Origin of the sequence: Pseudomonas mucoides (genome assembly GCF_015461845.1) — a bacterium.
Lineage (GTDB): Bacteria > Pseudomonadota > Gammaproteobacteria > Pseudomonadales > Pseudomonadaceae > Aquipseudomonas > Aquipseudomonas mucoides.
The window spans coordinates 351,447-373,989 of sequence record NZ_JACOPW010000002.1 but is presented as its reverse complement, the minus strand read 5'-3'; the positions used below and the strand labels follow the sequence as shown (position 1 = coordinate 373,989).

Annotated in this window: 19 protein-coding genes; 11 read left to right on the top strand and 8 right to left on the bottom strand. The window is 59.6% G+C overall.

Translation table 11 applies throughout. The features are described 5' to 3' along the window. Window positions 1-5: 5 nt before the first annotated feature. Together H8F22_RS10255 and H8F22_RS10250 are read right to left on the bottom strand one after the other, a co-directional pair. Window positions 6-944, bottom strand: coding sequence for a universal stress protein (locus H8F22_RS10255; protein ID WP_027923111.1), 939 nt, complete (start codon window positions 942-944; stop codon window positions 6-8). A gap of 140 nt (window positions 945-1,084) precedes the next feature. Then, window positions 1,085-1,732, bottom strand: coding sequence for a BON domain-containing protein (locus H8F22_RS10250; RefSeq protein WP_027923112.1), 648 nt, complete (start codon window positions 1,730-1,732; stop codon window positions 1,085-1,087). 333 nt (window positions 1,733-2,065) lie between these two features. On the opposite strand from H8F22_RS10250, the gene mgtA reads away from it, so the two are divergent. Continuing rightward, the gene (mgtA, locus tag H8F22_RS10245) at window positions 2,066-5,662 is read left to right on the top strand and encodes a magnesium-translocating P-type ATPase (protein WP_194940072.1); all 3,597 of its coding nucleotides are present in this window, start codon (window positions 2,066-2,068) and stop codon (window positions 5,660-5,662) included. A gap of 33 nt (window positions 5,663-5,695) precedes the next feature. On the opposite strand, the gene H8F22_RS10240 is transcribed toward mgtA, so the two are convergent. After that, window positions 5,696-5,935 carry a hypothetical protein gene (locus H8F22_RS10240; protein WP_228758754.1) on the bottom strand — a complete coding sequence of 80 codons (240 nt, stop codon included), beginning with the start codon at window positions 5,933-5,935 and terminating at the stop codon, window positions 5,696-5,698. 82 nt (window positions 5,936-6,017) lie between these two features. Next, window positions 6,018-6,515: a BCAM0308 family protein gene (locus H8F22_RS10235; protein WP_027923115.1), complete on the bottom strand. Its 498-nt coding sequence runs from the start codon at window positions 6,513-6,515 to the stop codon at window positions 6,018-6,020. A 308-nt stretch (window positions 6,516-6,823) separates the two neighbouring features. Here H8F22_RS10235 and groL point away from each other — a divergent pair, with 308 nt between their 5' ends. Beyond that, a complete protein-coding gene (gene groL, locus H8F22_RS10230; RefSeq protein ID WP_027923116.1) occupies window positions 6,824-8,440 on the top strand; it encodes a chaperonin GroEL in 1,617 nt (538 codons plus the stop codon). 21 nt (window positions 8,441-8,461) lie between these two features. Here the strand turns inward: groL and H8F22_RS10225 are convergent, their stop codons facing one another. Continuing rightward, window positions 8,462-9,514 carry a phosphotransferase gene (locus H8F22_RS10225; protein ID WP_027923117.1) on the bottom strand — a complete coding sequence of 351 codons (1,053 nt, stop codon included), beginning with the start codon at window positions 9,512-9,514 and terminating at the stop codon, window positions 8,462-8,464. Between the two features lie 260 nt (window positions 9,515-9,774). Between H8F22_RS10225 and H8F22_RS10220 the strand changes: the two genes are divergently transcribed. The 6 genes from H8F22_RS10220 to H8F22_RS10195 are packed head-to-tail and all read left to right on the top strand — an operon-like array spanning window position 9,775 to window position 15,837. Further along, window positions 9,775-10,662, top strand: a complete 888-nt coding sequence (locus tag H8F22_RS10220; protein WP_059182937.1) for a universal stress protein — start codon at window positions 9,775-9,777, stop codon at window positions 10,660-10,662. A gap of 31 nt (window positions 10,663-10,693) precedes the next feature. Next, window positions 10,694-12,457 carry an acetate--CoA ligase gene (gene acsA / locus H8F22_RS10215; RefSeq protein ID WP_027923119.1) on the top strand — a complete coding sequence of 588 codons (1,764 nt, stop codon included), beginning with the start codon at window positions 10,694-10,696 and terminating at the stop codon, window positions 12,455-12,457. Further along, on the top strand, window positions 12,454-13,437 hold the full coding sequence (pdhA, locus tag H8F22_RS10210; RefSeq protein WP_027923120.1) for a pyruvate dehydrogenase (acetyl-transferring) E1 component subunit alpha: 984 nt from the start codon (window positions 12,454-12,456) through the stop codon (window positions 13,435-13,437). The genes acsA and pdhA overlap by 4 nt, the downstream gene beginning before the upstream one ends. Further along, complete coding sequence (locus H8F22_RS10205) at window positions 13,434-14,420, top strand: alpha-ketoacid dehydrogenase subunit beta (protein ID WP_027923121.1); 987 nt, start codon at window positions 13,434-13,436, stop codon at window positions 14,418-14,420. The genes pdhA and H8F22_RS10205 overlap by 4 nt, the downstream gene beginning before the upstream one ends. Before the next feature lie 47 nt (window positions 14,421-14,467). After that, the gene (locus H8F22_RS10200) at window positions 14,468-15,583 is read left to right on the top strand and encodes a dihydrolipoamide acetyltransferase family protein (protein ID WP_194940071.1); all 1,116 of its coding nucleotides are present in this window, start codon (window positions 14,468-14,470) and stop codon (window positions 15,581-15,583) included. Window positions 15,584-15,594: 11 nt separating this feature from the next. Continuing rightward, the gene (locus H8F22_RS10195) at window positions 15,595-15,837 is read left to right on the top strand and encodes an acyl carrier protein (protein ID WP_027923123.1); all 243 of its coding nucleotides are present in this window, start codon (window positions 15,595-15,597) and stop codon (window positions 15,835-15,837) included. An 86-nt stretch (window positions 15,838-15,923) separates the two neighbouring features. Here H8F22_RS10195 and H8F22_RS10190 read toward each other — a convergent pair whose 3' ends face one another. Genes H8F22_RS10190 through H8F22_RS10180 form a run of 3 tightly spaced genes read right to left on the bottom strand, consistent with a single transcriptional unit; the run spans window position 15,924 to window position 20,379 of the window. Continuing rightward, window positions 15,924-18,266, bottom strand: coding sequence for a serine hydrolase (locus H8F22_RS10190; RefSeq protein ID WP_228758753.1), 2,343 nt, complete (start codon window positions 18,264-18,266; stop codon window positions 15,924-15,926). Next, window positions 18,266-19,534, bottom strand: coding sequence for a putative glycoside hydrolase (locus tag H8F22_RS10185; protein ID WP_194940070.1), 1,269 nt, complete (start codon window positions 19,532-19,534; stop codon window positions 18,266-18,268). The genes H8F22_RS10190 and H8F22_RS10185 overlap by 1 nt, the downstream gene beginning before the upstream one ends. Next, on the bottom strand, window positions 19,531-20,379 hold the full coding sequence (locus H8F22_RS10180; RefSeq protein WP_059182941.1) for a polysaccharide deacetylase family protein: 849 nt from the start codon (window positions 20,377-20,379) through the stop codon (window positions 19,531-19,533). The genes H8F22_RS10185 and H8F22_RS10180 overlap by 4 nt, the downstream gene beginning before the upstream one ends. A 252-nt stretch (window positions 20,380-20,631) precedes the next feature. Between H8F22_RS10180 and H8F22_RS10175 the strand changes: the two genes are divergently transcribed. The 3 genes from H8F22_RS10175 to H8F22_RS10165 all read left to right on the top strand — a co-directional run bounded on the left by H8F22_RS10175 (window position 20,632) and on the right by H8F22_RS10165 (window position 22,477). After that, window positions 20,632-21,192 (top strand): nitroreductase family protein, encoded by a 561-nt coding sequence (locus tag H8F22_RS10175; RefSeq protein ID WP_027923127.1) that lies wholly within the window; start codon window positions 20,632-20,634, stop codon window positions 21,190-21,192. A 212-nt stretch (window positions 21,193-21,404) separates the two neighbouring features. Further along, window positions 21,405-22,016 (top strand): Spy/CpxP family protein refolding chaperone, encoded by a 612-nt coding sequence (locus tag H8F22_RS10170; RefSeq protein WP_194940069.1) that lies wholly within the window; start codon window positions 21,405-21,407, stop codon window positions 22,014-22,016. Window positions 22,017-22,078: 62 nt separating this feature from the next. Next, on the top strand, window positions 22,079-22,477 hold the full coding sequence (locus tag H8F22_RS10165) for a hypothetical protein (RefSeq protein ID WP_228758752.1): 399 nt from the start codon (window positions 22,079-22,081) through the stop codon (window positions 22,475-22,477). The last annotated feature ends 66 nt before the right edge of the window (window positions 22,478-22,543 follow it).

Sequence of the window (22,543 nt, the reverse complement as noted above, 5' to 3'; positions counted from 1 at the left end):
CCCCGTCAGTGAACGTCACTTTCAATGATTACCTGCGGGGAAATGACCCAAATACTGCATGGCATTTTGAACAGCAGTTGTTCCACCGTACTGCCGATAAACCGGTCCATTGTCCGGTGCCCGATTCGTCCCATCACAATCACATCGGTCTCATACGCTGCTGCGTAGCTGGCAAGCACCTTGACGGGGTTACCCATGATCAGATGCTGGCGTTCCGGCGGGATACCGTTGCGCTCAGACAGTTCACGAAAGGCATCAGCCTGTGCGTCAAATAGCATTTTGGCTTTGCTGGATGAGAAAAACGTCGAGCCATTTGCGAAGCCGAATTCATCTGCGCTGATGGATGAAAGGTCATGGGCATAGATAACGTCAAGCTCTGCATGACAGGTGCTCGCCAGTTTTTGGGCTTCTTGCAGAATTCTGTCGTTGAAACTTTTGTACTGCCCATTGCGATGAAAAGGGTCGACCGCAGCGACGATCTTGCGGGGCAATGCGTGGTGCATGTGGCTGACGAAGTGCATGGGCACCGGGCATTCGCGTAACAGATGGACATCCAACGGAGTAAACATCAGGCGTGATAGCAGCGTTTCGTGTTCCAGCGCCTTGATCAATACCGCCATGGATTGTTCTTTGAGATGGATGAGGATTTCCTGCAAGGGTCTTTCTACCCAGACGACTTCAGTTGTGACGTGTACTCCGTTTTTGCGCAACGGACGGGCCTGGTCTTCCAACCATTGTCGATGGCGCTCGACGTAGCTGATTCGCATTTGCTCCCGCGCTTGCTGGTTGACCATTCCGGCAGTCGCCAGCCCTTCGAGGTAGTCGAATGCCACAATGTGAAGTGCCGCGTCCGACGCTTTGGCCAGCGCGGCGGCCCGATCGAAAGCGGGATTGTTCTCCATCAGGGGCGGAACGACCAGCATGAAACGTGTTTGATCGGACATGACAAATCTCCCGTAGGTAATCGTGCAAATGCCTGCCCAATGGCTCCAGTGTCCGACGCCTTTACGAGGATCGAATCCGTCCGGTTCGGCGGAATTGAGCAGCACGTCCTGGGGAACCACCGGCTCCCCAGGGTATTGACTCACGCAAGTAGCAAATGGTCTTCCACTTTGCTTACGCCTGGCACCGACCAGGCGGCCCGTTCTGCAATCTGGCGTTCGCGCCACAAGTGAACCCGGCCTTCGAGCCTCACCACATCACCTTCGACGGTGACATGAATATCCTTGGCATCCACTTCGGCGCTACGCTTTAGCGCGGCCTCAATGCGTTGCTGGATATCAAAGACATCCAGCCGAGGGCGCAAGGTGAGGCGATTACACACGCCAACCACGCCGGATAACTTGCGCACCGAGCGCTCCACGGTTTCTTTCTGGTATTGCCAGTCCACTTGTCCTTCCAGAGTGATCCGCCCGCTCTGCACGATGACTTTGACGTCGCCTTCGGGAACGTCGGAACTCCAATGGATGATTTTCAAGGCGCGGGTGGCGATCGAGTCGTCGGAAGTCCCGGCGTATTTATCCAGCCTGACCTGAATTTCATCGGCCAGCGCGCGTACGCCATTGATGCCTTTGACCGCGCGTTCCGCGCTGATTTTCTGGGCGTAGCTGCTGACGTGACCGGACAGCGTGACCACGCCATTGTCCACGGCTACACCAATGTTGGCTGCTTCGATATCGGGCTTGAATTCGAGCTCTTCCAATATGGTTTTACGCAGGCTCAAGTCGCTCATGTCTGTGTCCTCTGTCTGATCCGGTATTGGCGGGCCGCAAGAGCCCTATTGGTTTTTTCTACGCCTGAGCGGCGCCAAGACATTGAGCTAAATCAACAAGGCGTCAGTGAGTGCCTCCGCGAGTCGACAGCCGGCGATCAGTAGACAAAAATCAGAGAGTGCAGGCGACTCGGATCAACTTTCTGATGCTTTCCAGCCATGAAGCCGTGGGCACGTAGACGGGTACGGAGATAATCGGCGAGGGGGCGGGCGAGAGTAGTTGACATTGATCAAAGAGACTCGTCGTCACGCGCCCAGAATCAAGGCTCCTGCTCAATGGCTCAGGGGCACGGCATGTCTGTTAAACCGCCCAATCCGGACCTGAATCACCCGCCTGTCTTTGAAGAAGACCCGCATTACAGTCGACCTGCGCTCTGGCTGACCTGGCTGCTGGGGGCCGCGATGTTTGTGACGGTCATTGGCGTCGCGCTGCACTTCACCGATGTCGAATCCTTCACGCGATTGCTGGTGGAGGCAGAACCGCTGTGGCTCATCGCTGCCTTCGGCTTGCAAGCCCTGACGTATGTCGCCCAGGGGCAGGTGTTTCGCGTGGTGCTCAAGGCCGGGGACCTGCGCCTTTCACTCTGGGATTCGGGCAAGTTGAGCTTGATGAAACTGTTTGTCGATCAAGCACTGCCGTCCTCCGGTATCAGCGGCGCATTTGCGGTGGTCGCCTCGTTTGTGCGACTCGGGTTTGCCAAACCGGTGGTGTTGGCGTGTCTGGTGCTGGATGTGTCCGGGTACTTCCTGGCCTACGTGCTGTCCGTTGGCGTGGCGTTGCCGGTGGTGATTTTCCAGGGGCATGCGACGGCCACGGTACTGACCACTTGTGTGGTGTTTGTGGCGGTGAGCCTGGTTCTGGCGGTGATCATCCCAAGACTGGCGGGTAATAGCCGCCTGGCTGCCCATGTGCCGGGCCAGGGTTTTTCGATTATCGCCAAGAGCGTTTCGTTACTGACCGGCGCCGACAAAAATCTGGTTCGCAGTCACGCCTTGCTCTGGCGCGTTACGCTGCTGGAGTTAGCGATCATTGTGCTTGATAGCGCAACGTTATGGGTGCTGGTCCGAGCGCTGGGCGTCTCGGCACCGCCGTTGGGCCTTTTTGCCGGATTCATGCTGGCCAGTGTGCTGCGCAGTATCGGCATTGTGCCGGGTGGTCTCGGTGCCTTCGAGGCGGCGGCCGTGGTGACGTTGCATTGGGTCGGGGTGAACATTGCGGTGGCGCTTTCGGCCACGTTGTTGTTTCGCGGATTAACCTTCTGGTTGCCGATGGTGCCGGGCCTTTGGCTGGCGCATCGCGAATGGCAATCGACAGGCAAAAAAACAACGCGTGACAAAAACGCCGATTATTGGAGCCCGCCGGTCAGCCAGGTGTTCAGTACCCTGCACAGCACCCCAAAGGGGTTGAGCCAAACTCAGGCCAGGGCCCGAATGCGCAGTGCCCCGGTCCAGGCAAAGGACCGGCCACGGGGGTTGACCAGACTGGTGCTGGAGCAAATGCGCACCCCCTTGGTCCTGATTCTGATTGTGGGCGCGTTGGTGGCCGTGGTGGTGGGGGACTGGCTCGACGCGGCGATTGTGTGGTGCATAGTGCTGATCAGTGCGGTACTCAGCGCCTGGTATGAGAGTCGGGCTAGCCAGGCGGTGGAACAGCTGCGCAGCAAGATTGCCTTGCGGGCGATGGTACGTCGTGAGGGCAAGCCCCTGGAAGTGGCCGCCAGTGAGGTGGTGCCGGGGGATATCCTGTTACTCAGTGCCGGCAGCCTGATTGCCGCTGACGGCCGCATCATACAAGCGCTTGATTGCTTCATCGCCGAGAGCCTGCTGACGGGGGAAACCTTTCCGGTAGAAAAGCTGCCCGGTGATTGCGCCCCCGATGCCCCCCTGGGGCAGCGCCACAATTGTGTGTTCATGGGCACCTCGGTGCGCAGCGGCACTGCCGAGGTGGTGGTGACGCGCTATGCCCAGGAGAGTGAAATCGGCCACATCGCCAAGACCTTGGCGCTACGGCCCCCCGAAACTGAATTTGAGCGTGGCCTGCGCCACTTCGGTGGCTTGCTGCTGCGGGTGATGCTGGTCATCACGATTGTGGTGTTCGGCATCAATATGTTGCTGCATCGCCCAACCCTCGACACCCTGTTGTTCGCCATTGCCTTGTCCATCGGCCTGTCGCCGGAACTGTTGCCGGCGATCCTCAGTATCACGCTGGCCAAAGGCGCGCAGCGCATGGCGGCCAAAGGGGTCATCGTGCGTCACCTCAATGCCATCGAAAACCTCGGGGCCATGGACATCCTGTGTACCGACAAGACCGGTACGCTGACCCGGGGGGTCGTGGTGCTGGACGGTGCCATGGATGTAGAAGGCGTCGTCGCCTCTGATGTCTTGCAACTGGCGGTGTTCAATTCGAGCTTCCAGACCGGAATGCGCAACGCGATGGACGATGCCATCACTCTGGCCGGCAAAGACCTGCCTTGCGCAGGCGTCAGCAAGCTTGATGAAGTCCCTTATGACTTCGTTCGCAAGCGCCTCAGCGTGGTGGTGGCCAATGCGCCCGAGGCCAGCAGACTGATGGTGACCAAGGGGGCATTGGACAATGTGCTTGAGGTTTGCACGCACAGGCGTCGAGGTGATCAGGTTATCGCGCTGAACGACGCAGAACTCGCGTCGATTGCTCAACGCTTCGCCGATTGGAGCGAGCAGGGGTTTCGAGTCCTGGGGCTTGCCACCCGTACATTGCCGGATCAGCCACACTATGGCCGGGATGAAGAAAAGGACATGACCTTTCGCGGCTTTCTATTGTTCTTTGACCCTCCAGAACCGGGAATCAAAGACACCATTGCCACCCTCGACAAGCTCGGTGTGCAAGTGAAGATCATCAGCGGCGACAGTCATCTGGTGGCCCGCCACGTAGGTATGGCGGTGGGTCTTCCCGTTGAGCGGATCATCACCGGCGCTGAGCTGTCAGCGATGAAAGACGAAGCGTTGATGCACCTGGCCCCGCTGACGACCCTGTTCGCCGAGGTCGATCCCAATCAGAAAGAACGCATTATCCGAGCCCTGCAGAAGACCGGGCATGTTGTCGGGTACATGGGCGATGGCATCAATGATGCACCCGCGCTTCAAGTGGCCGATATCGGGATCTCCGTGGACAACGCCGCCGACGTCGCGAAACAAGCCGCCGACTTCGTGTTGCTGGAGCACGATCTGAATGTCCTGCGCGAAGGCATCGAAGAGGGCAGGCATACCTTTGCCAACACCCTCAAGTACATTTCCATCGTCTCCAGTGCCAACTTCGGCAACATGATCAGTATGGCCCTGGCTTCTCTGGCGTTACCTTTCCTGCCCCTGCTGGCCAAGCAAATATTGCTCAACAACTTCCTGTCTGACATCCCCTCCATGGGGATTGCCAACGACAACGTTGATCGCGAATGGGAAAGCACGCCTCATCGGTGGAACATCACTGAAATCCGCAATTTCATGGTGGTTTTCGGGCTGGTGAGCTCGTTGTTCGACATGCTGACGTTCGTAGCCTTGTACCTGCTCGCAGACATGGTTCCCGAAGTATTCCGCAGCGGTTGGTTCGTTGAGTCGCTGCTGACCCAACTGCTGACGATTTTCATCGTGCGCACTTACAGGCCGTTTTACCAAAGCCGCCCGGCGAAACTGCTGATGATCAGTGCGCTGGGCATTGGTCTGCTTGCAATCGGGCTACCGTACAGTGCGCTAGCGCCATGGTTCGGCTTGGTGCCACTGCCGTTCCATATTCTGGCGGTGGTGTTGACGATCAGCCTGGTGTACATGGCGTCAGCTGAATGTGTGAAGCGTATTTTCTACCGTCGTCAGCGCTCGAAGCGCCATCGCAGATCCATCGTCACGCCTGTCTCTGGATGACGGGAAAGGCATGGCTCAAGCCTTCACGTGCTGTCATCGGGCGTTTTTGCCCTTGGTATGACGCCATTCCTGCCAGGCTTGTCGGTATTTTTCATCCGCCCGTTTTTTTGCTTCAGTAAATTTATGGATGGTGTGCGTCGAAACGGGCTCGTCCAACAGGGCGTAGGCTTTATCGTTCAGACGGTCGGCTTCAGAAAACAACGCCATGCTGCCATTGGTCGATTGAAGGTTGGCTGCAGGCTGCAGGGCTGATTCATTGATGGCCATATTCATACGCCCTCGGGTAGCACAAGAAGGTGAGCGGGGGTGTCCTGGTCCCCCTCCATTTTCCCTGTTGAGACAACCGCGCCCGGTTCTATTCGTCACGTGTCCAGTCGACGCTCAAGCCATACTCGTTGTCGCCGTACCGGTAATCAGAGTTCCCTTTGAACGCGGCCTCCAGTGCATGGCCCAGGCGATTCGCGAGATGAATGCCAGTCGTGGTCACGATCAGGTCACCCGCTGAATCGGTCAAGTCCATGATGCGTTCCAGGGCATGCTCGGCTTTTTCCTTTTTTTCGGTGTTTTCGATCAGGCTGATGATTTCGTCTCGATGCTTGAGCAAGAAGCTGCCCGATAACGTAAGCGTCCCCGCTGGCATGTTGTCATTGATGCGCCGACAGGCTGGGCACGTCGCTGTTTGCGCGTTATGGACGACCGTGTTTTCAGGGTGTTTCCAGGTCCAGTTTCCGGCTTGATAGACCGCGTCGCACTGCGGGCAGATGGCTGAACCTTCAACCTTCTGCAAGCAATAGGGGTCATGAGTGGATGTTTTGAACAGCTTGCTTTTTTGACTCTGCTGAAACTTGTCCATGGCGTTTCTCCTCACACATCAAATGGAAAAAGATCTCACCTGTGACCGAGACCAAAAACAGATCCCTTCTCCTTTCAGCCTGCTCAACACACCTTCATTTGGACTCGGTTTCTGGCGGCGCGAATTGATCTGTGTCAATTCCGGGACGTGAGCTGACAGTCGGTCATCCCTACGGCGCGCGCATTCTTTGCGGCAGCCGAGGGCTTGGTGGCGTTGTGAGTTTGTTGATAAAAGTCAACGTTGCACGGGCCAGTTCATAGAAGCTGCCAAAACGCACTTGTTATGGAACTGGCCAGGAGAGCACCCTGATGGCTCACACTAAAATCGTGTTTCGTGCTGCAGCTCGCGAGAAAATCCTGAGTGGCGCCACACAGTTGGCGGACGCCGTGCGTGTGACGCTGGGGCCGAAATCAAAATCGGTACTGATCCAGAATAAGTGGGGCAATCCGACGGTCTGCAATGATGGCGTCACGATCGCCAAACGCATTGACCTGCTCGACCCCGAGGAAAACCTCGGCGCGCAAATGCTGCGTCAGGCGGCCGAACGCACAGGTGATGCGGTAGGGGACGGGACCAGTACGTCAACGGTGTTGGCCCATGCCATCCTGGCCGATGGCATCCGCAACGTCGTCGCGGGTGCCAGTGCGATCGACCTCAAGCGCGGCCTGGATCGTGGCCTCTTGTTGGTCATCGAATCCCTCGCCACTCAGTCGCGTCCCGTCAGCACGCCCAAGGAGAAGGCTCAGGTCGCCACGCTGTCAGCGCATAACGATGCCGTCATCGGTCAACTGGTGGCAGACGCCCTGGAAAAGGTCGGCGTTGAAGGCGTCGTCAGTGTCGAGGAATCCAAGACCACCGAAACAGTGGTCGAAGTCATGGAAGGCATGCGGTTTGACCGGGGGTATGTCTCACCCTATTTCGTCACCGACGCCGAAAAGATGCAGGTCGAACTCGATGACGCCTACCTGCTGCTCTGTGACCACAAGATCGGTGCACTCAAAGACTTGCTGCCCTTGCTTGAGCTCGTCGCTAAAAGCGGGCAACCCCTGGTTTTGATCGCGGACGATATCGAAGGTGAGGCATTGACCACGCTAGTCGTCAACCAGATACGCGGTGTTCTGCGAGCAGTGGCAATCAAGGCGCCGGGCTTTGGTGATCGGCGCAAGGAAATGCTTCAGGACATGGCCGTTCTGACGGGGGCAACCGTGGTTTCCCACGAGCTGGGCGTCCCCCTTGAACAGGTGGAACTGAACCAGTTGGGGCGTGCACATCGAGTCGTGGTGCAAAAAGACAGCACGGCGTTAATAGGGGGCGCCGGCACACGCGAGGCCATCGAGGCTCGGTTGCAGCAGATCCGTGCGCAAATAGACAGTACGACCAGCGATTACGACCGGGAAAAGCTTCAGGAACGACTGGCCAGGCTGTCGGGTGGTGTTGCGGTGATCCGTGTCGGGGCGCCTTCCGAAGCGGAAATGAAGGCGCACAAAGATGCGCTGGACGATGCCATTTCAGCGACCCGGGCGGCGATCGCCGAAGGCATTGTGCCGGGTGGCGGGCTTGCGTTGCTCAAGGCTGTCCCGATTATTGCGGCCGAAGAAGCCCGTTATGAGGGCGATGCCAGGACCGGCTTGCAGATTCTTCGCCGGGCGCTGGAAGCCCCGGCCAGACTCATCGCTGAAAATTCGGCCGTGGATGCCGGCGTCGTGGTTGCGCGCATGCTTGCGGAGCCAGGGAATATTGGCTTCGATGCGTCCACCAATAGCTATGTCGACATGTACGAAGCCGGCATCATCGACCCGACCAAGGTGGTGCGGATTGCCCTCGAAAATGCTGTTTCAGTCGCCAGTATCTTGCTGCTGACCGAGGCGACCATGACGGATATTCCGGAAAAGGAATCACCCGCCCAGCCATCTTTTCCTGAATGAAAATCCGGTGGTGGGTAGCGCTCATGTATAGGAGGACGCCTCAGTCATTGCCAGGTGATTGAGGATCGGGTTTTCGCCGTGCAAGTAACTCAGTGCCTGGTGCATCAACTGGACCGCTTTTTCCTTCTTCTCGTATCGCTTGGCCGGATCGACATGACGTAGCGCTGCACCCGCGAGGGAGAAACAGCGCGTAGCAGCCCTCAAAGAAAGAAAAAACGCCAAGGGTTTGCAATCTTCCTGCACATCACTGTGGTTGAGGTAACTGGACAACAGACGCGCCCCCAGCCTGTTCAGCCCATGGTGTTGCAGGTCCATCAGCACAAAAGCCAGGTCGTAGAGCACATCGATACAGGAAAGCCGCTCACTGAACTCGATGCCATCGAAGAGCGTCGGCGTACCGTCGAGCAGGCAGATATTGGCCAAACGCATATCACCATGGCAACGGCGAACGCGGCCCTTATGGCGGCGATCTTCAAGGCAGCCGTTCAACGACTCCAGCAGGTTCCGGGAGGCATGAGCAATCGCGGTGACTGTCGCAAGGTCGAGGATCGGTGGATAACGCGACATTTCCCGATGGTTTTTCTCGATTTCTTCGTACAGGTCCGGGATGCGACCGAAAGAAGGGGTGATGTGTGCGTTGGCATGAAAGCGAGCGATCTCGCCCCCCAATTGTTCCATCATCGGTTCCGTCAGACGTCCTTCAATGGCCATGCGGTCAAACAGCCGATTCTGAGCAAAACGGCGCATCACCACGAGCCAGTCAACCACCTGTCCGCCACCATCGAGCGCCAACTGGCCATCCGCCTGGCGATTGATCGAACACACGCTCAAATACAGCGTCGGTGCTGTTCGTCGATTGAGTAGTAATTCTGCCTGACAGGCGTTTTTCCGGCTTTCCAGGCTGAGGAAATCCAGCTCGGCAAACGCCACGGCGCGTTTGAGTTTATAGGCGCGGTTGGCCTGCAGAAAAATCACCGAACCATGGGTCTCGATACGCTCCACGGGCTGGTTTGACGTGCCGTAGCTGGACGGCCTGGAGAGAAAGGCAATGACCTCGTCTTGCAGGTTGTTCATTCTCGCCTCCACGCCGTCTGCGGACTTTTCGGCAGTGTGAAGAAGGGAAGGCCCGCTCCGATTGATATTGATCAAGTGCGGTGGAATGAAAGGCTGCGCGTCTTGTGGGCTTCACGCCGGTTTTTGATATTTATCAACGTCTGGCACATTCCAGCGGAGCAACCTGAATCAACGCTGGTACTGGGTCCGGCGTCGACGCAACGGCTGAGTTCCGCGAGGATCAGCGGCAAGCGTTGAAGCCCTCTGCCTGGAGTCAGACCATGAGCCAGTATCAACGGTTGTTACTCATCATCCACCTGGCGCTGCGCCATTCTCCGGCAATCGACCATGCAGCAGCGCTCGCCAAGGCCAGCGGTGCATGTCTGCATATTGCGGCGTTGATCCCGACGTTGAAATTGTTGCCGCTGCTTGAAGAAGGCGACCGGGAAAAGGCTCGAGAGCGTTACCTGCAGGACCATCGCGACTGGCTGAAAGACCAGGCCAGACAACTGCGTGCCAAAGGGGTCGAGGTGACCACCGAGGTGGCGTGGGCGGATGACGTGGAGCAAGACATCCTGGATCACGTCAAGGAGTTGCAACCCGACCTGTTGATTAAGGAAATCCAGCATGAATCAGCGCTCAAGCGCACGTTGTTCACCCCCCTGGACTGGCACTTGCTGCGCCACTGTCCGGTACCGGTTTATCTGGTGGGTGGGGCGCACCATGCCTTGCCGCTCAAGATCGTGGCGGCGGTTGATGCTTCGGCGGTTGGGCCCGAGAACAGCGAATTGAATGACCGGATTATCCAACAGGCTTCCAGCCTCGCCATACAGTGTGATGCCGAGTTGCACCTGTTGTATGCCTATGACATTACGGAAGACTACCTGGAGGAATTGGGCGGTGGCTTGAAACTGTCGGAGCTGACCAAGGGGCTGCGCAAAGAGCTGGAAAAATCGTTCCTGACATTCGCCGGTCGGTACGGTGTGCCTGCCAACCGTCGGCATTTCATTCTGGGACATCCCGTTTCGGCGCTGAGCGAGTTCGCCGACAAGCACAACGTGGATGTGATCGTGATGGGCAGAGTCCAATACCACGGGATGGAGAAACTGCTGGGCAGCACGACCGAACATATTTTGTATCAGGTGCCCTGCAGCGTCCTGGCGGTCTAGGACGGACCGATGACGACTCAAGGGGGCGATCATGCATCCGGCGATCATTAAGAAAACCCTGGCCAACCTGCCGCTAGCGCCGAACTGGCTCGATAGCGTGCAAGCTCGGGACGCCTTTTCCTGGCAGGTGGAAGCCCGTGCTCTGGCCGGTTTGCCGGGCGGCGGTTTGAACCTCGCGTATGAGGCCGTGGATCGGCATGCGCAGGGTGCGCATCGACGGCATACCGCATTGCGCATTCTTGACCGCAATGGGGGCAGTTGTGACATCAGCTACGCCCAACTGAGCCTCCTGACCAATCGATTTGCCAATGTATTGAAAAAACTGGGCGTGATGCCCGGCGAACGAGTATTTGTCCTCTGTGGCCGGGGGCTGGAACTTTATCTGGGCGTGCTCGGCGGCCTGAAACTCGGTTGCGTGGTGTCGCCATTGTTCTGTGCGTTCGGCCCGGAGCCCATCGAAACCCGTATGCGTCTTGGCGAGGGCAGTGTGTTGCTGACCAGTGAAACCCTCTACCGGCGCAAGATCGCGGCCATACGTGAGCGTTTGCCGGCACTCAAGCATGTGCTGCTGTATGACGAAAATGGCGGGGACACGGCGCCTATCGAGGGGACGCTTAATTTGCATCAACTATTGGCGCAGGCAGAGGAAGCCTTGACCGTTGCCAATACGACCGCCGACAGCCCCGCACTTTTACACTTCACCAGCGGCACGACGGGCACCCCAAAAGGTGTGTTGCATGTCCATGGCGCGGCGCTGACTCACCGCGTCACAGGAAAATACGCCTTGGACTTGCACCCCGACGATGTCTATTGGTGCAGCGCCGATCCGGGTTGGGTGACCGGCACCTCCTATGGGATCTTTGCCCCGTTGTTGCTGGGCGTCACCAGTGTGGTCGAGGGCAATGAATTCGATGCTGAGCGTTGGTACCGGATACTGGAGAAGCAACAAGTGACAGTCTGGTATACGGCCCCGACGGCCATTCGCCTCCTGATGAAAGCAGGCGAGGCCTTGGCGCGCGGCCATCGTTTTCCGAGTCTGCGGTTTATTGCCAGCGTCGGCGAGCCGCTCAATCCCGAGGCTGTCTGGTGGGGCAAAGAGGTGCTTGGGCTGCCGATCCACGACAATTGGTGGCAGACCGAAACCGGCGGCATCATGATTGCCAACACGGTCGCGATGCCGATCAAACCGGGGTCCATGGGCAAGCCGCTGCCGGGTGTCGAAGCGGCCATCGTCGTACGAGGTGAAGAGGGCGGATTGGTGTTCCTGGGCGACAACGAGGTCGGTGACCTGGCCTTGAAACAGCCTTGGCCTGCCATGTTCCGTACCTACCTGGGACAGGAGGAGCGTTATCGCCACTGTTTTGTCGGTGAGTGGTACCTGAGCGGCGATCTGGTGCGTCGCGATGCCGATGGTTACTACTGGTTTATTGGTCGCAGCGACGACGTCATCAAGTCGGCGGGTCACCTGATCGGTCCGTTCGAAGTTGAAAGCTCCCTCATGGAACACCCGGCCGTGGCCGAGGCCGCGGTGATTGGCAAGCCCGATCCGCTGTTGGGCGAAACCGTGAAGGCCTTTGTTTCACTCAAACGTGGTTTCACTGCCAGCCAGGCCTTGCACGACGAGTTGCTCGGTCATGGACGCAAGCGTCTTGGGGCGGTCGTTGCGCCCAAGGAGCTGGAATTTGTGGAGGTGCTTCCGCACACCCGTAGCGGAAAACTCATGCGGCGTCTGCTCAAGGCCCGGGAACTGGGTTTGCCTGAAGGCGATACGTCCAGCATGGAGAGCCCGTCATGAGCCTACCACCGCGTTCCCGGGACATTTCGCTCGATTTGCTGCGTGACATGGTGCGCATCCGCCGTCTTGAGGAGCGGGCTGGCGAGTTGTATGGGGAGGGCAAGATTCGTGGCTTCCTGCACCTGTACATTGGTGAAGAAGCGGTAGCGGTCGGCGTGCTCCATGCGCTGGCCGCCAACGATGCGGTGGTCGCGACGTATCGCGAACATGGCCACGCGCTGATCAAGGGCGTCCCCATGAAAGCCATCATGGCCGAGATGTATGGGCGCCAGGAAGGATGCTCGCGGGGACGCGGCGGTTCTATGCATTTGTTTGATGCCACTACGCGATTCTACGGCGGCAATGCCATTGTGGCGGGTGGCTTGCCACTGACGGTCGGCCTGGCGCTTGCTGAACGCATGCAAGGTGGATCGCGTCTCTGTGCCTGTTTTTTTGGTGAAGGCGCGATGGCGGAAGGGGCCTTCCATGAGTCCATCAACCTGGCGGCATTGTGGCAGCTGCCGATGCTGTTTTGCTGCGAAAACAACCTCTATGCGATGGGGACTGCCCTGGACCGTTCGCAATCGCAAACTGACCTGTGTGCGAAAGCCTCGGCCTACAAAGTTGATACCCGGTCCGTGGATGGCATGGACGTGATCGCGGTGTATGAAGCCGCTCGTGATGCGGTTGAACACATCCGCGCGGGGCGTGGGCCTTTTTTTCTGGAGTTTCGCACCTATCGGTTTCGTGCCCACTCGATGTTCGACCCGCAGCTGTATCGTGACAAGGACGAGGTGGAGCAATGGAAGACCCATGGGCCGATCCATACGTACAGTGCACAGCTTAAGGCGCAAGGTCTTTTGGACGAGCCCGGATTTCTGGCGATCCTGACCCAGGTGGACGCGGAAGTGGAAGCCGCCGTGACGTATGCCGAAAGCGGTCGCCTGGAGCCACTCGAGGATTTGTCTCTTGATGTATACACCCCAACGGTGGCGCCATGAGCATTCGCATGACCTATCGCGAAGCGCTACGCGAGGCCATGCGTGAGGCGCTGCAGCAGGACCCACGGGTATTTCTGATGGGCGAAGACGTGGGTCGCTACGGTGGCAGCTATGCCGTCTCCCTGGGGTTGCTTGAGGCGTTCGGCCCCGAGCGCATTCGAGACACGCCGTTGTCCGAGCTGGGTTTCGTGGGCGCCGGTATAGGGGCGGCATTGGGGGGCATGCGGCCGATTGTCGAAATCATGACCGTGAATTTCAGTCTGCTCGCACTCGATCCTTTGATGAATACGGCGGCCGCCTTGAGGCACATGTCCGGCGGACAGTTCTCCGTGCCCTTGGTCGTGCGCATGGCGACCGGTGCCGGACGCCAGCTTGCAGCGCAGCACTCGCACAGTCTGGAGGGTTGGTACGCCCATATTCCCGGGTTGAAAATCCTCGCTCCGGCGACCATCGAAGATGCGCGCGGCATGCTCCGGCCCGCGCTGCTGGACCCAGACCCGGTGCTGATATTCGAACACGCCCAGCTCTATAACCTGGAGGGTGATGCGGGCGATTGGGAGGCAGTGGACATCAGCTCTGCCAAGGTACGCCGTGCTGGCAAGGACCTGACCCTGATCACGTATGGCGGCACTCTCGGCAAAACCCTGGAGGCAGCGCAGGTGCTGGCCGGGGAGGGCATTGATTGCGAAGTCATCGACCTGCGGGTCCTGCGCCCTCTGGACGACCAGACGCTGATGGCTTCAGTCTGCAAAACCCGTCGCGCCCTGGTGGTCGATGAGGGATGGCGCAGCGGCAGCCTATCTGCCGAGATCATTACGCGGATCATTGAACAAGGCTTTTTCGAGCTGGATGCTCCACCGGCACGGGTGTGCAGCGCCGAGGTGCCGATCCCTTATCCCCGGCATCTGGAAGAGGCGGCCCTGCCACAAGTGTCGACGATCGTCGCGGCCGCTCATGAGTTGTGCCAGGGGACATCCGGGTGAGCGCAATGACAATGGCGCGTTCGAGTATCAGACGCGGAGGGTAAACGATGATCGAGTTCAAGTTGCCCTCTCTGGGGGCTGATATGGATGAAGGCACGTTGCTGGAGTGGAAAGTCCATCCGGGCGATGTGGTCAAGCCAGGTCAGGTGATTGCCGTCGTCGATACCGCCAAGGCCGCCATCGATGTCGAGTGCTGGCATGACGGCACGGTGTCGCAACTGCTGATCGATGTCGGCGCCAAAGTACCGGTCGGTACCGCCATCGCCCGATTGTTGGAACCGGGCGAAAATCCGCAAAGTGCACGACGAACGACAGCGGCACCTCTGCTGATCGAAGAGCAAGCCCCGGCGGGCAGGCGCCCGCGGGTTTCTCCAGCGGCGCGCAAGCGTGCTGCCGAGTTAGGGGTCAGTGCCGGTGATGTAAAAGGCCATGGTCCACAGGGTGTCATTACCCTGGAGGACATCGAGACCGCTGCCCGTGTGACGCACCCTCCAGACCCCGATCAGGCCATGCGGCACGCCATCGCCGCAGCCATGAGCCGATCAAAACGCGAGATTCCCCATTACTACCTCAGCGAAACCGTCGCCCTGGATAACGTCATGGCGTGGCTGCAGGTACACAATGCGCAAAGCACACTTCAGGAACGCCTGCTGCCCAGCGTCTTGCTGCTCAAGGCGGTGGCGCTGGCCTTGCGCGAGTATCCTCAGCTCAATGGTTTCTGGCTGGATAACGCCTTCAAGCCCGCACTCGATACCGACCTTGGGGTGGCAATCACCTTGCGCCAGGGGGGCCTGGTCGCCCCGGTTCTGCATCATGTGGCGGACACCTCCCTGACGCAGTTAATGAGTGAACTGGCCAGCCTGGTCGAGCGCGCCCGCAGCGGATCCCTGCGCAGCTCCGAGCTGGGAGGCGCCGGCATGACGGTCACTCAACTCGGCGATCAGGGCGTGGACAGCGTATTAGGGGTGATCTATCCGCCCCAGGTGGCCTTGGTCGGTTTCGGTCGGATCACTGAGCGGCCCTGGGTGAAAGACGGCCAGTTGTGTGTGATGCCGACGGTCATTAGCAGTTTGTCCGCCGATCATCGAGTCAGCGACGGTCACTACGGCGCACGTTTTCTGGGCGAAGTCCGACGCTTGTTGCAGACGCCAGAGGCGCTTTGAGGAGAGGACACATGAACCCGAACATGATCCGCGATGAAGTCTGGAAAGCCTTGAAAGGCATTGCCCCGGAACTTGAGATCGAGCAGCTGCGACCCGATCGGTCGCTACGCGAAGAGGTTGATCTGGATTCCATGGATTGGCTTCGTTTCATCGAAGCGCTGAACCGCAGTCTGGGCATTGCAATTCCTGAAAGCGATTACCAGCAAGTGGACACCCTGGACAAACTCATCACCTACCTGGGGAAAAAGGGATGAAGGTCCCGAACAGTGGCCGCCCGGCAGCGATTGCGGGCTGCACGATGGAGGCTCTCACTCACAGGGATTGACGTCCGTACTCACACTCAATAAAGCAGGTTTTGCTGCCGCAGTCGTGCGAAGCGCGCAAGCGCCGCAGCGTCGAGTGCTTGCGCTGCATCCGGTGTAGCACCGTCGTGAATCGCTTGCCACACGGTTTGCGAGCCGATCGAACCGCGCGTTGCCGCCAGCTTGAACGTATCGGGATAGAGCCGGTGCAATGTGGCGAGCAGTGCCAGTCCCAGGCTTGCCACGGGGCGCCGCTCGGAAGCTGCGTCGCGCGTAATACTCACCCCATGACAGAGTTGACCGCGCCAGGTGGAGTCGGTGGGGACGAAGTCGAGTGGCGCAAAATGCGCGCCGGCATCCAGCGCATTCAGGGCGGTTGCCAGGCGGGTCGCGTCGATCCACGGCGCGCCGATCCACTCGAACGGATGCGGCGTGCCGCGCCCGACACTCACATTCGCGCCTTCGAGCAACCCGACATCCGGGTACAGATCGAGTTGGGACAGTGTGCGCAGGTTCGGCGATAGCGGCACCCAACCGAGACCGGTGTCGGTAAACGTCATTGTGCGTCGATAGCCCTGCATCGGCACCACGCGCAGGTCCGCGCCAATGTGTTTATTGCGATTGAATAGAGTCGCCAGTTCACCGACCGTCATGCCGGGTTGAAGCGGCGCAGGAAAATAGCCCGTGAACGATTCGCGGAGGCTGTCCAGCACCGGACCGCCGAAGCGCTGTGCACCGAGCGGATCGGGCCGATCCAGCACAAACAATGGAATGCCTCGCGCCGCGGCGGCTTCCAGCGCGTAGCCGAGCGTCGTTTCATAGGTGAAGAAACGCACGCCGGCGTCTTGTATGTCAAAGATCAGCGCATCGAGTCCACGAAGTGACCCCACCGGGAAACGCTGCGTTGCGCCGTACAGGCTGTGTACGGTGAGGCCCGTCGCCGCGTCGCGGGTGTCACCGACCCGTTCATCCACATCGGTATCAAGCCCGTGTTCCGGCGAGAACAGCGCCGCCAGCGTGACGCCTGGCGCATGCGCGAGTACGTCGACGGTGCGCCTGCCCTCGGCGTCAAAACCGCTGCGATTGGTGATCAACCCCACGCGCAGGCCAGCGAGCGGCGCAAACCGCTGCGCTTCCAGCACGTCAATGCCGGTCTGCACTGGGCCGGTCGAGGCCGGCAGGCGATTGGCTTCATGCAGCGCCGGCAAGGCTGACGGCAACGACCGACCGATCTGTGCAGCACTCACAGGCACGGCTCGGCTTGCCAGTAACGCGAGCAGCTGCGCACGAAGCGGGCGAGCATCACCGCGGTCGTCCGGGTACACACGGTTGGTCAGGATGACAATGAACTGGCGTGTTACCCGATCGATCCATAGGCCCGTACCGGTATAGCCCGTGTGGCCGATGACGCCAATCGGCGGCAGGCGGTCATGATTCTGCACGAGTGGTGCGGCCAGTTCCCAGCCGAGGCCGCGCCACGGCACGGCCGCGAGCGGTGAGGACGCCGCCGCCAGTGCGGCGATGCTCTCGGGTCGCAGAATGCGCACGGAGCCTGCGCGCCCGTTGTTGAGCATCATTTGCGCGAAGCGGGCGAGGTCGTCCGCGGTGGAAAACAGCCCCGCGTTACCGGAAACGCCGCCCATCCAGCGGGCCGTGGGATCGTGCACGCGCCCGCGAAGGATGCCGGCCTTGTTGGCGATGGTCGGTGCACTGCGTGCCGCTCGACCGGCGTCCGGCATGAAGACCGTGTCGTGCATACCGAGCGGGCCGAAGATGTGAACACGGCAATACGCGTCCAGCGGGAGGTGAGTGATGCGCTCGACCAGCTCGCCGAGCACCACGAAATTCAGGTCACTGTAGAGCACGCGTTCACCGGGCGCGCTGCGCGGATGCTGCGCCGCGATCGCACTCAATACGGCTTTCCGGCCGGGCTGCGGGGGCCGCGCAGGCAAGTCTGGCGCTAGCCCGGAGGTATGGGCAAGCAGCTCACGCACCGTCACCGCGTTTTTGCCTTGCATCGCAAATGCAGGCCAATACCGGGCAACGGGTGCGTCCAGATCGAGGCGGCCCGCTTCGGCCAGTTGCATAATCGCCGTGGTCGTCGCGATGACCTTGGTCAACGACGCAAGATCGAACTCGGTGTCCAGCGTCATCGGTTCGGGGGAGGGCGTCGTCTTGCGTTGTCCGAAGGCTTGGCGATACAGCACCTGTGTGGAATCCCCGATCAGAACAACGGCACCTGGAAGTCGTCCGGCGGCAATCTGTGTGTCGACGATCTGTGCGGCTTGCAGGCGTGTCGGCGCATCAAGATCGCTGGCACTCGTCATCTGCGCCGCCGTCGCCATGCCGAGCAGCAGCGTCCAGTGCTTCAGCGCACCCATCAACGCTGTGGCAGGTCGCTGACTTCGTAGTGATTGCGAGGGTTCCATAGCATCCACCCATCAGTGCCGGCTGCGTCGGCGGCGTCAACCTGCGCCTTGATCGCCGCCGCATCAAACGGGCGATGATCGAACGCGTAGTCGCGAAATGCCTGCAACCACGGACGAAAGCGCACGCCCGGCAGGCCGGTGCGCTGCATGGCCTCCGCCAGGGAACGCCGGACTATCTGGCCGGGATCGGCGGCCGGGTTGGTACAGCCCGGCAACCCCCACGTGAAACTGGAGGGGTACAACATCGGAGAAATATAGTCGAGCGCCGCGCCGAGCAGTTCGATCTGCTGGCCGATCGCGGTGTCATCAAGGTTCCAGCAGACGTAGCCGAAGATGTCCGCCGAGATGAAGACGTTATAGGGCGCGAGCCGTGTGCGTGCGGCCTGCAGGAACTCGACAATCGCCGCAGTCCGGTTGGCCCGGGTGTTCGGGAGGGCAAAGCGTAGCCCGCTCTTGTCGGGAAAGCGCACGTAGTCGAACTGGATCTCATCGAAGCCCATCCGCGCCGCCTCCTCGGCGACATCAAGATTGTGCTGCCAGACGTCGTGGGAAAACGGGTCCATCCATTGCAGGTTTTCGCGATCCCGCCAGGGTTGTCCGTCGGCGGTGTGCACGCTCCAATGCGGATGCGCGTCGGCGAGCGGGTCGTCTTTGAACACCACAATCCGCGCGATCAGGTACAGGTGTTGTGCATGCAGCCTGGCCAGCAGCGCAGGAAAGTCCTGCGCCTGTGGTACGCGGGTGGTCACGCGGGCCGCTGCGCCGATTGCCTCGCGCGCGGCACTGCGATAGGGCGTCAGACCGCGGTCGCCCTTGACGTCGATGACCAGTGCATTGATCACCGTATGGTCGGCAAGGCTGACGGCCCTGTTGCGCAAGGTCGCACTGGTGATGCCGAACACCGACAGGTAAACCGCTTTCGGACGAAACGGAGTCAATGTGAGCGTCACAGGCGTCTCGTCGGACAGCTTGGCCTCGGTGCGCAGATACCCCGGGGCGCGAACCGCGACGCTCCGGGCCGCGTGAGCCGTCTCGAATTGCCCATGCTCATTGGTGTGGGTTACACCGGCCAACGTCGTGATGGTCGCGCCAGCCACCGGATGACGAGTGCTCGAGTCGAGTACGACACCGGTAAAGGCCAAGGCTTGAACAGCCAGCAAAGCCGTGACGACGAACAACATCGGGATCGCCAAACGCCTCAAGACGCGGGTCAAGGTCATGGCGCGCTCCCTGCGGCGGGCACTGGCTGAGTGGTCGGTTCGCCGAGCAGGCGTGCGAACGTGTTGGCGCCATAGGCGTCGGTCATCAGAAAGCGTGGCAGCGCCAGCAGCCGTGCGTGCCGGTCGGCCTTGCGCGCGTCCAGGGTCAAACCGACGACATAGCCTTCATCGGCGGCGAGCGTGATCAATTCGTCGTCGTAGATACCGAACGGCCACGCGAGCATGTCGACAGGGGCGCCGGTTTGCGACTCGAGACGTCGACGTGACTTGTCGAGTTGTGTGCGAACGAATTGCTGGAAATCTGCTGGCGAACGGTGTCGGCGCTCGACGTTGAAATTGGGATGCCAGAACGTGTGCGACTGAATATCCACGAGCCCGGTCTGCCTGAGTGCACGCAATTGCTCCCAGGTCATGGCATAGGACGCGTTGGAAATCGCCGAGGGGTAGATAAAGAGCGTGACCGCGAACCGCTCTCGCAGCATCACCGGCAGCAATTTTTCGTATACCGAACGATGGCCGTCGTCGACGGTGATCGCCACTGGCTTGGGCGGTAGCGTTGCCTCGGGATCGCGTAGCCAGTCGACCACTTCACGCAGCGGCACGATGTGGTAGCCACGCTCGCGCAGGACACGCAATTGCGATTCGAAGGTGCTCATGCGCACGGTCATCGAGTCGTCTGCCGTGTCCGAAAAACGGTGGTAAACGAGGATCGTGACGCGCGGTTCGACCCTCAGCACGGCGTCGTCCGCGCCCCAGGCCACTGCGCAAGCGCCCACCAACACGGCGCGTATCAGAAACCGCAGCGCGGCGCTGCTTCTGGTAGGTACCAGGGTTTTTCCATACATGTCAGCGCTCCTGCGCGAGCCATTTCTCCCGCGTTGCCCGTCTCGCAAGAGCGAACCCGGCCAATCCAGTGTGCAGTGAGCGCACAGCGTTCATCTGATGCAGATCAAGTTCGCGCGACGTGGCGTCGTTCAGACGTGCGCGAGTTGTCTGACGAAACGAGAGGCGGGTTCCGCCTTGATTTGATCTAAATCAACAGCAGGTCCATGCGGGTGGACAACCTTATGAGACGGCCCTTTATCAGGTATGCACTCATGAACATCGACAAGGCAATCTCCGGCCGGCGCTCGGCGCGTGAATACACGACAGAAGCTGTTGATGAGAACGTCCTGCGGCGTTTAATCAGTGCCGCGGCCCAGGCGCCCAGCGCAATGAACCAACAACCGTGGACTTTCACGGTGATTCGCGATCAGGCACTGCTGGATCGAATCTCCCGTGAAGCGAAAGCGCACATGCTCAAGACGATGCCCGCTGGCTTCCATTCCGAGCACTTCCATACGTTGCTCAATGACGAAAACTTTCAGATCTTCTATCACGCACCTGCACTCATCCTGATTTCGGGAAATGCTCCGAGTCCTTGGATCGTCGAAGACTGTGCCCTGGCTGCCGAGAATCTGATGCTCGCCGCCTATGCAGAAGGACTTGCCACCTGTTGGATCGGTTTCGCGCAGAGCTTTCTTAATACGCCGGATGGCAAGCATGCCCTGGGCCTGCCGGCCGAGTGGACGCCAGTGGCGCCCATTATCGTTGGCCATCCGAAATCTGCGCCTGGCCCCCTCTCACACAAGACGCCCGAGGTTCGCTGGATTGGCTGATCGCAAAACACTCTACCGCCCATGACATGGAGGACGCGGATGTGCTTTGCGATGGGCTGGCGATGCGTCACCAAGGGAACACGGCGGCTGCCACTATCGACCGTCTAGCCGCAACCTCATTTGTCTGGCTGTTTTCTGATGTGGATCAGATCATCCACCTGCCTGGCTCCTAATCTCGAACCATCCCCACCACCGTATTGAGAAGAGCTGAAATGAACAAATCAAGCGTGATCGGACAATGCATGTTGATAGCGGCGAGTGTTTTCTTGATGCCATCCAGCAGCGTCTTCGCCAACCCACCCCTGTCACCGCAAGGTGGCATGACCCATCATTTCCAGGACTTCGATTGGGTCAAACATACGCAGCGGAGCCTGGATAAACTGAAAGCCAAGCTCAATCTCAAGCCGGAGCAAATGCCCGCCTGGGAGACATGGGCTACCGGGGTCACCGCGGATGCCAATCAGCAACTGGAAAAGGACAAGGCCCGGCGCAACGAGATGGCGAGCGCGAAGCAAGCGCCTCTTGATGAAACGACGCCGGAAAGAATGGCAAAAGGGATAGAGCGTCTGCGCGCAGAAACCAACTGGATGCAGGCGCAGTTGGTGCGTCTGGATGCTGCTCAGGTGCGTACCAAAACGTTTTATGACGCTTTGGGAACTGAACAGAAAACCATATTCGACCTGTTCTGGACAGCGATGCATCACAGGAATGCTGGCTATGACGGTTCGCAGATGCCAATGCCAATGCAAATGCCGATGCAGATGCAGATGCACATGCCAAGACCGCAAATGGACGGCGACCAGGACCAAACAGACCTGAAGTAGGCGCTGACTCACTGTTCGATTGGGTGAACATCATGAACCTCGACACGGTAAGACGGTGCGCGTTGACAGGGATCATCCTGATTGTCACAAGCCTGGCCTTACCGGCCAATGCCGACTCGCATCACGGCGGTGCAGGGGCATTTTGGTGGGGCATAGGCCTGGGACTGGGCCTCGGTTGGGAAGCTGCGCGTATTCCCGGTCCTTATTACTACCCTGCCTATCCGGTTTATTACTATCCCGCTCCGACTTACTACTACCCGGCCAATCCACCTACAGTGATCATCGAATCGCCGCGAGTAATCCTCCCTCCCGGCGCAACCACGGGGGCTGCACCGCCCGCCGCGCAGTCACCGCCCAATTGGTATTACTGCGACTCTGCCAAAGGCTATTACCCCTATGTGCGCCAGTGTCCTGAAGCGTGGCGCATGGTTCCCGCGACACCCCCCGGCCGCATACGCTGAAGGGGTGAGCGGGGCTCGCCCGCCGGTCTGGAGTCAGATCGTGAGTCAATATCAACGCTCAGACGC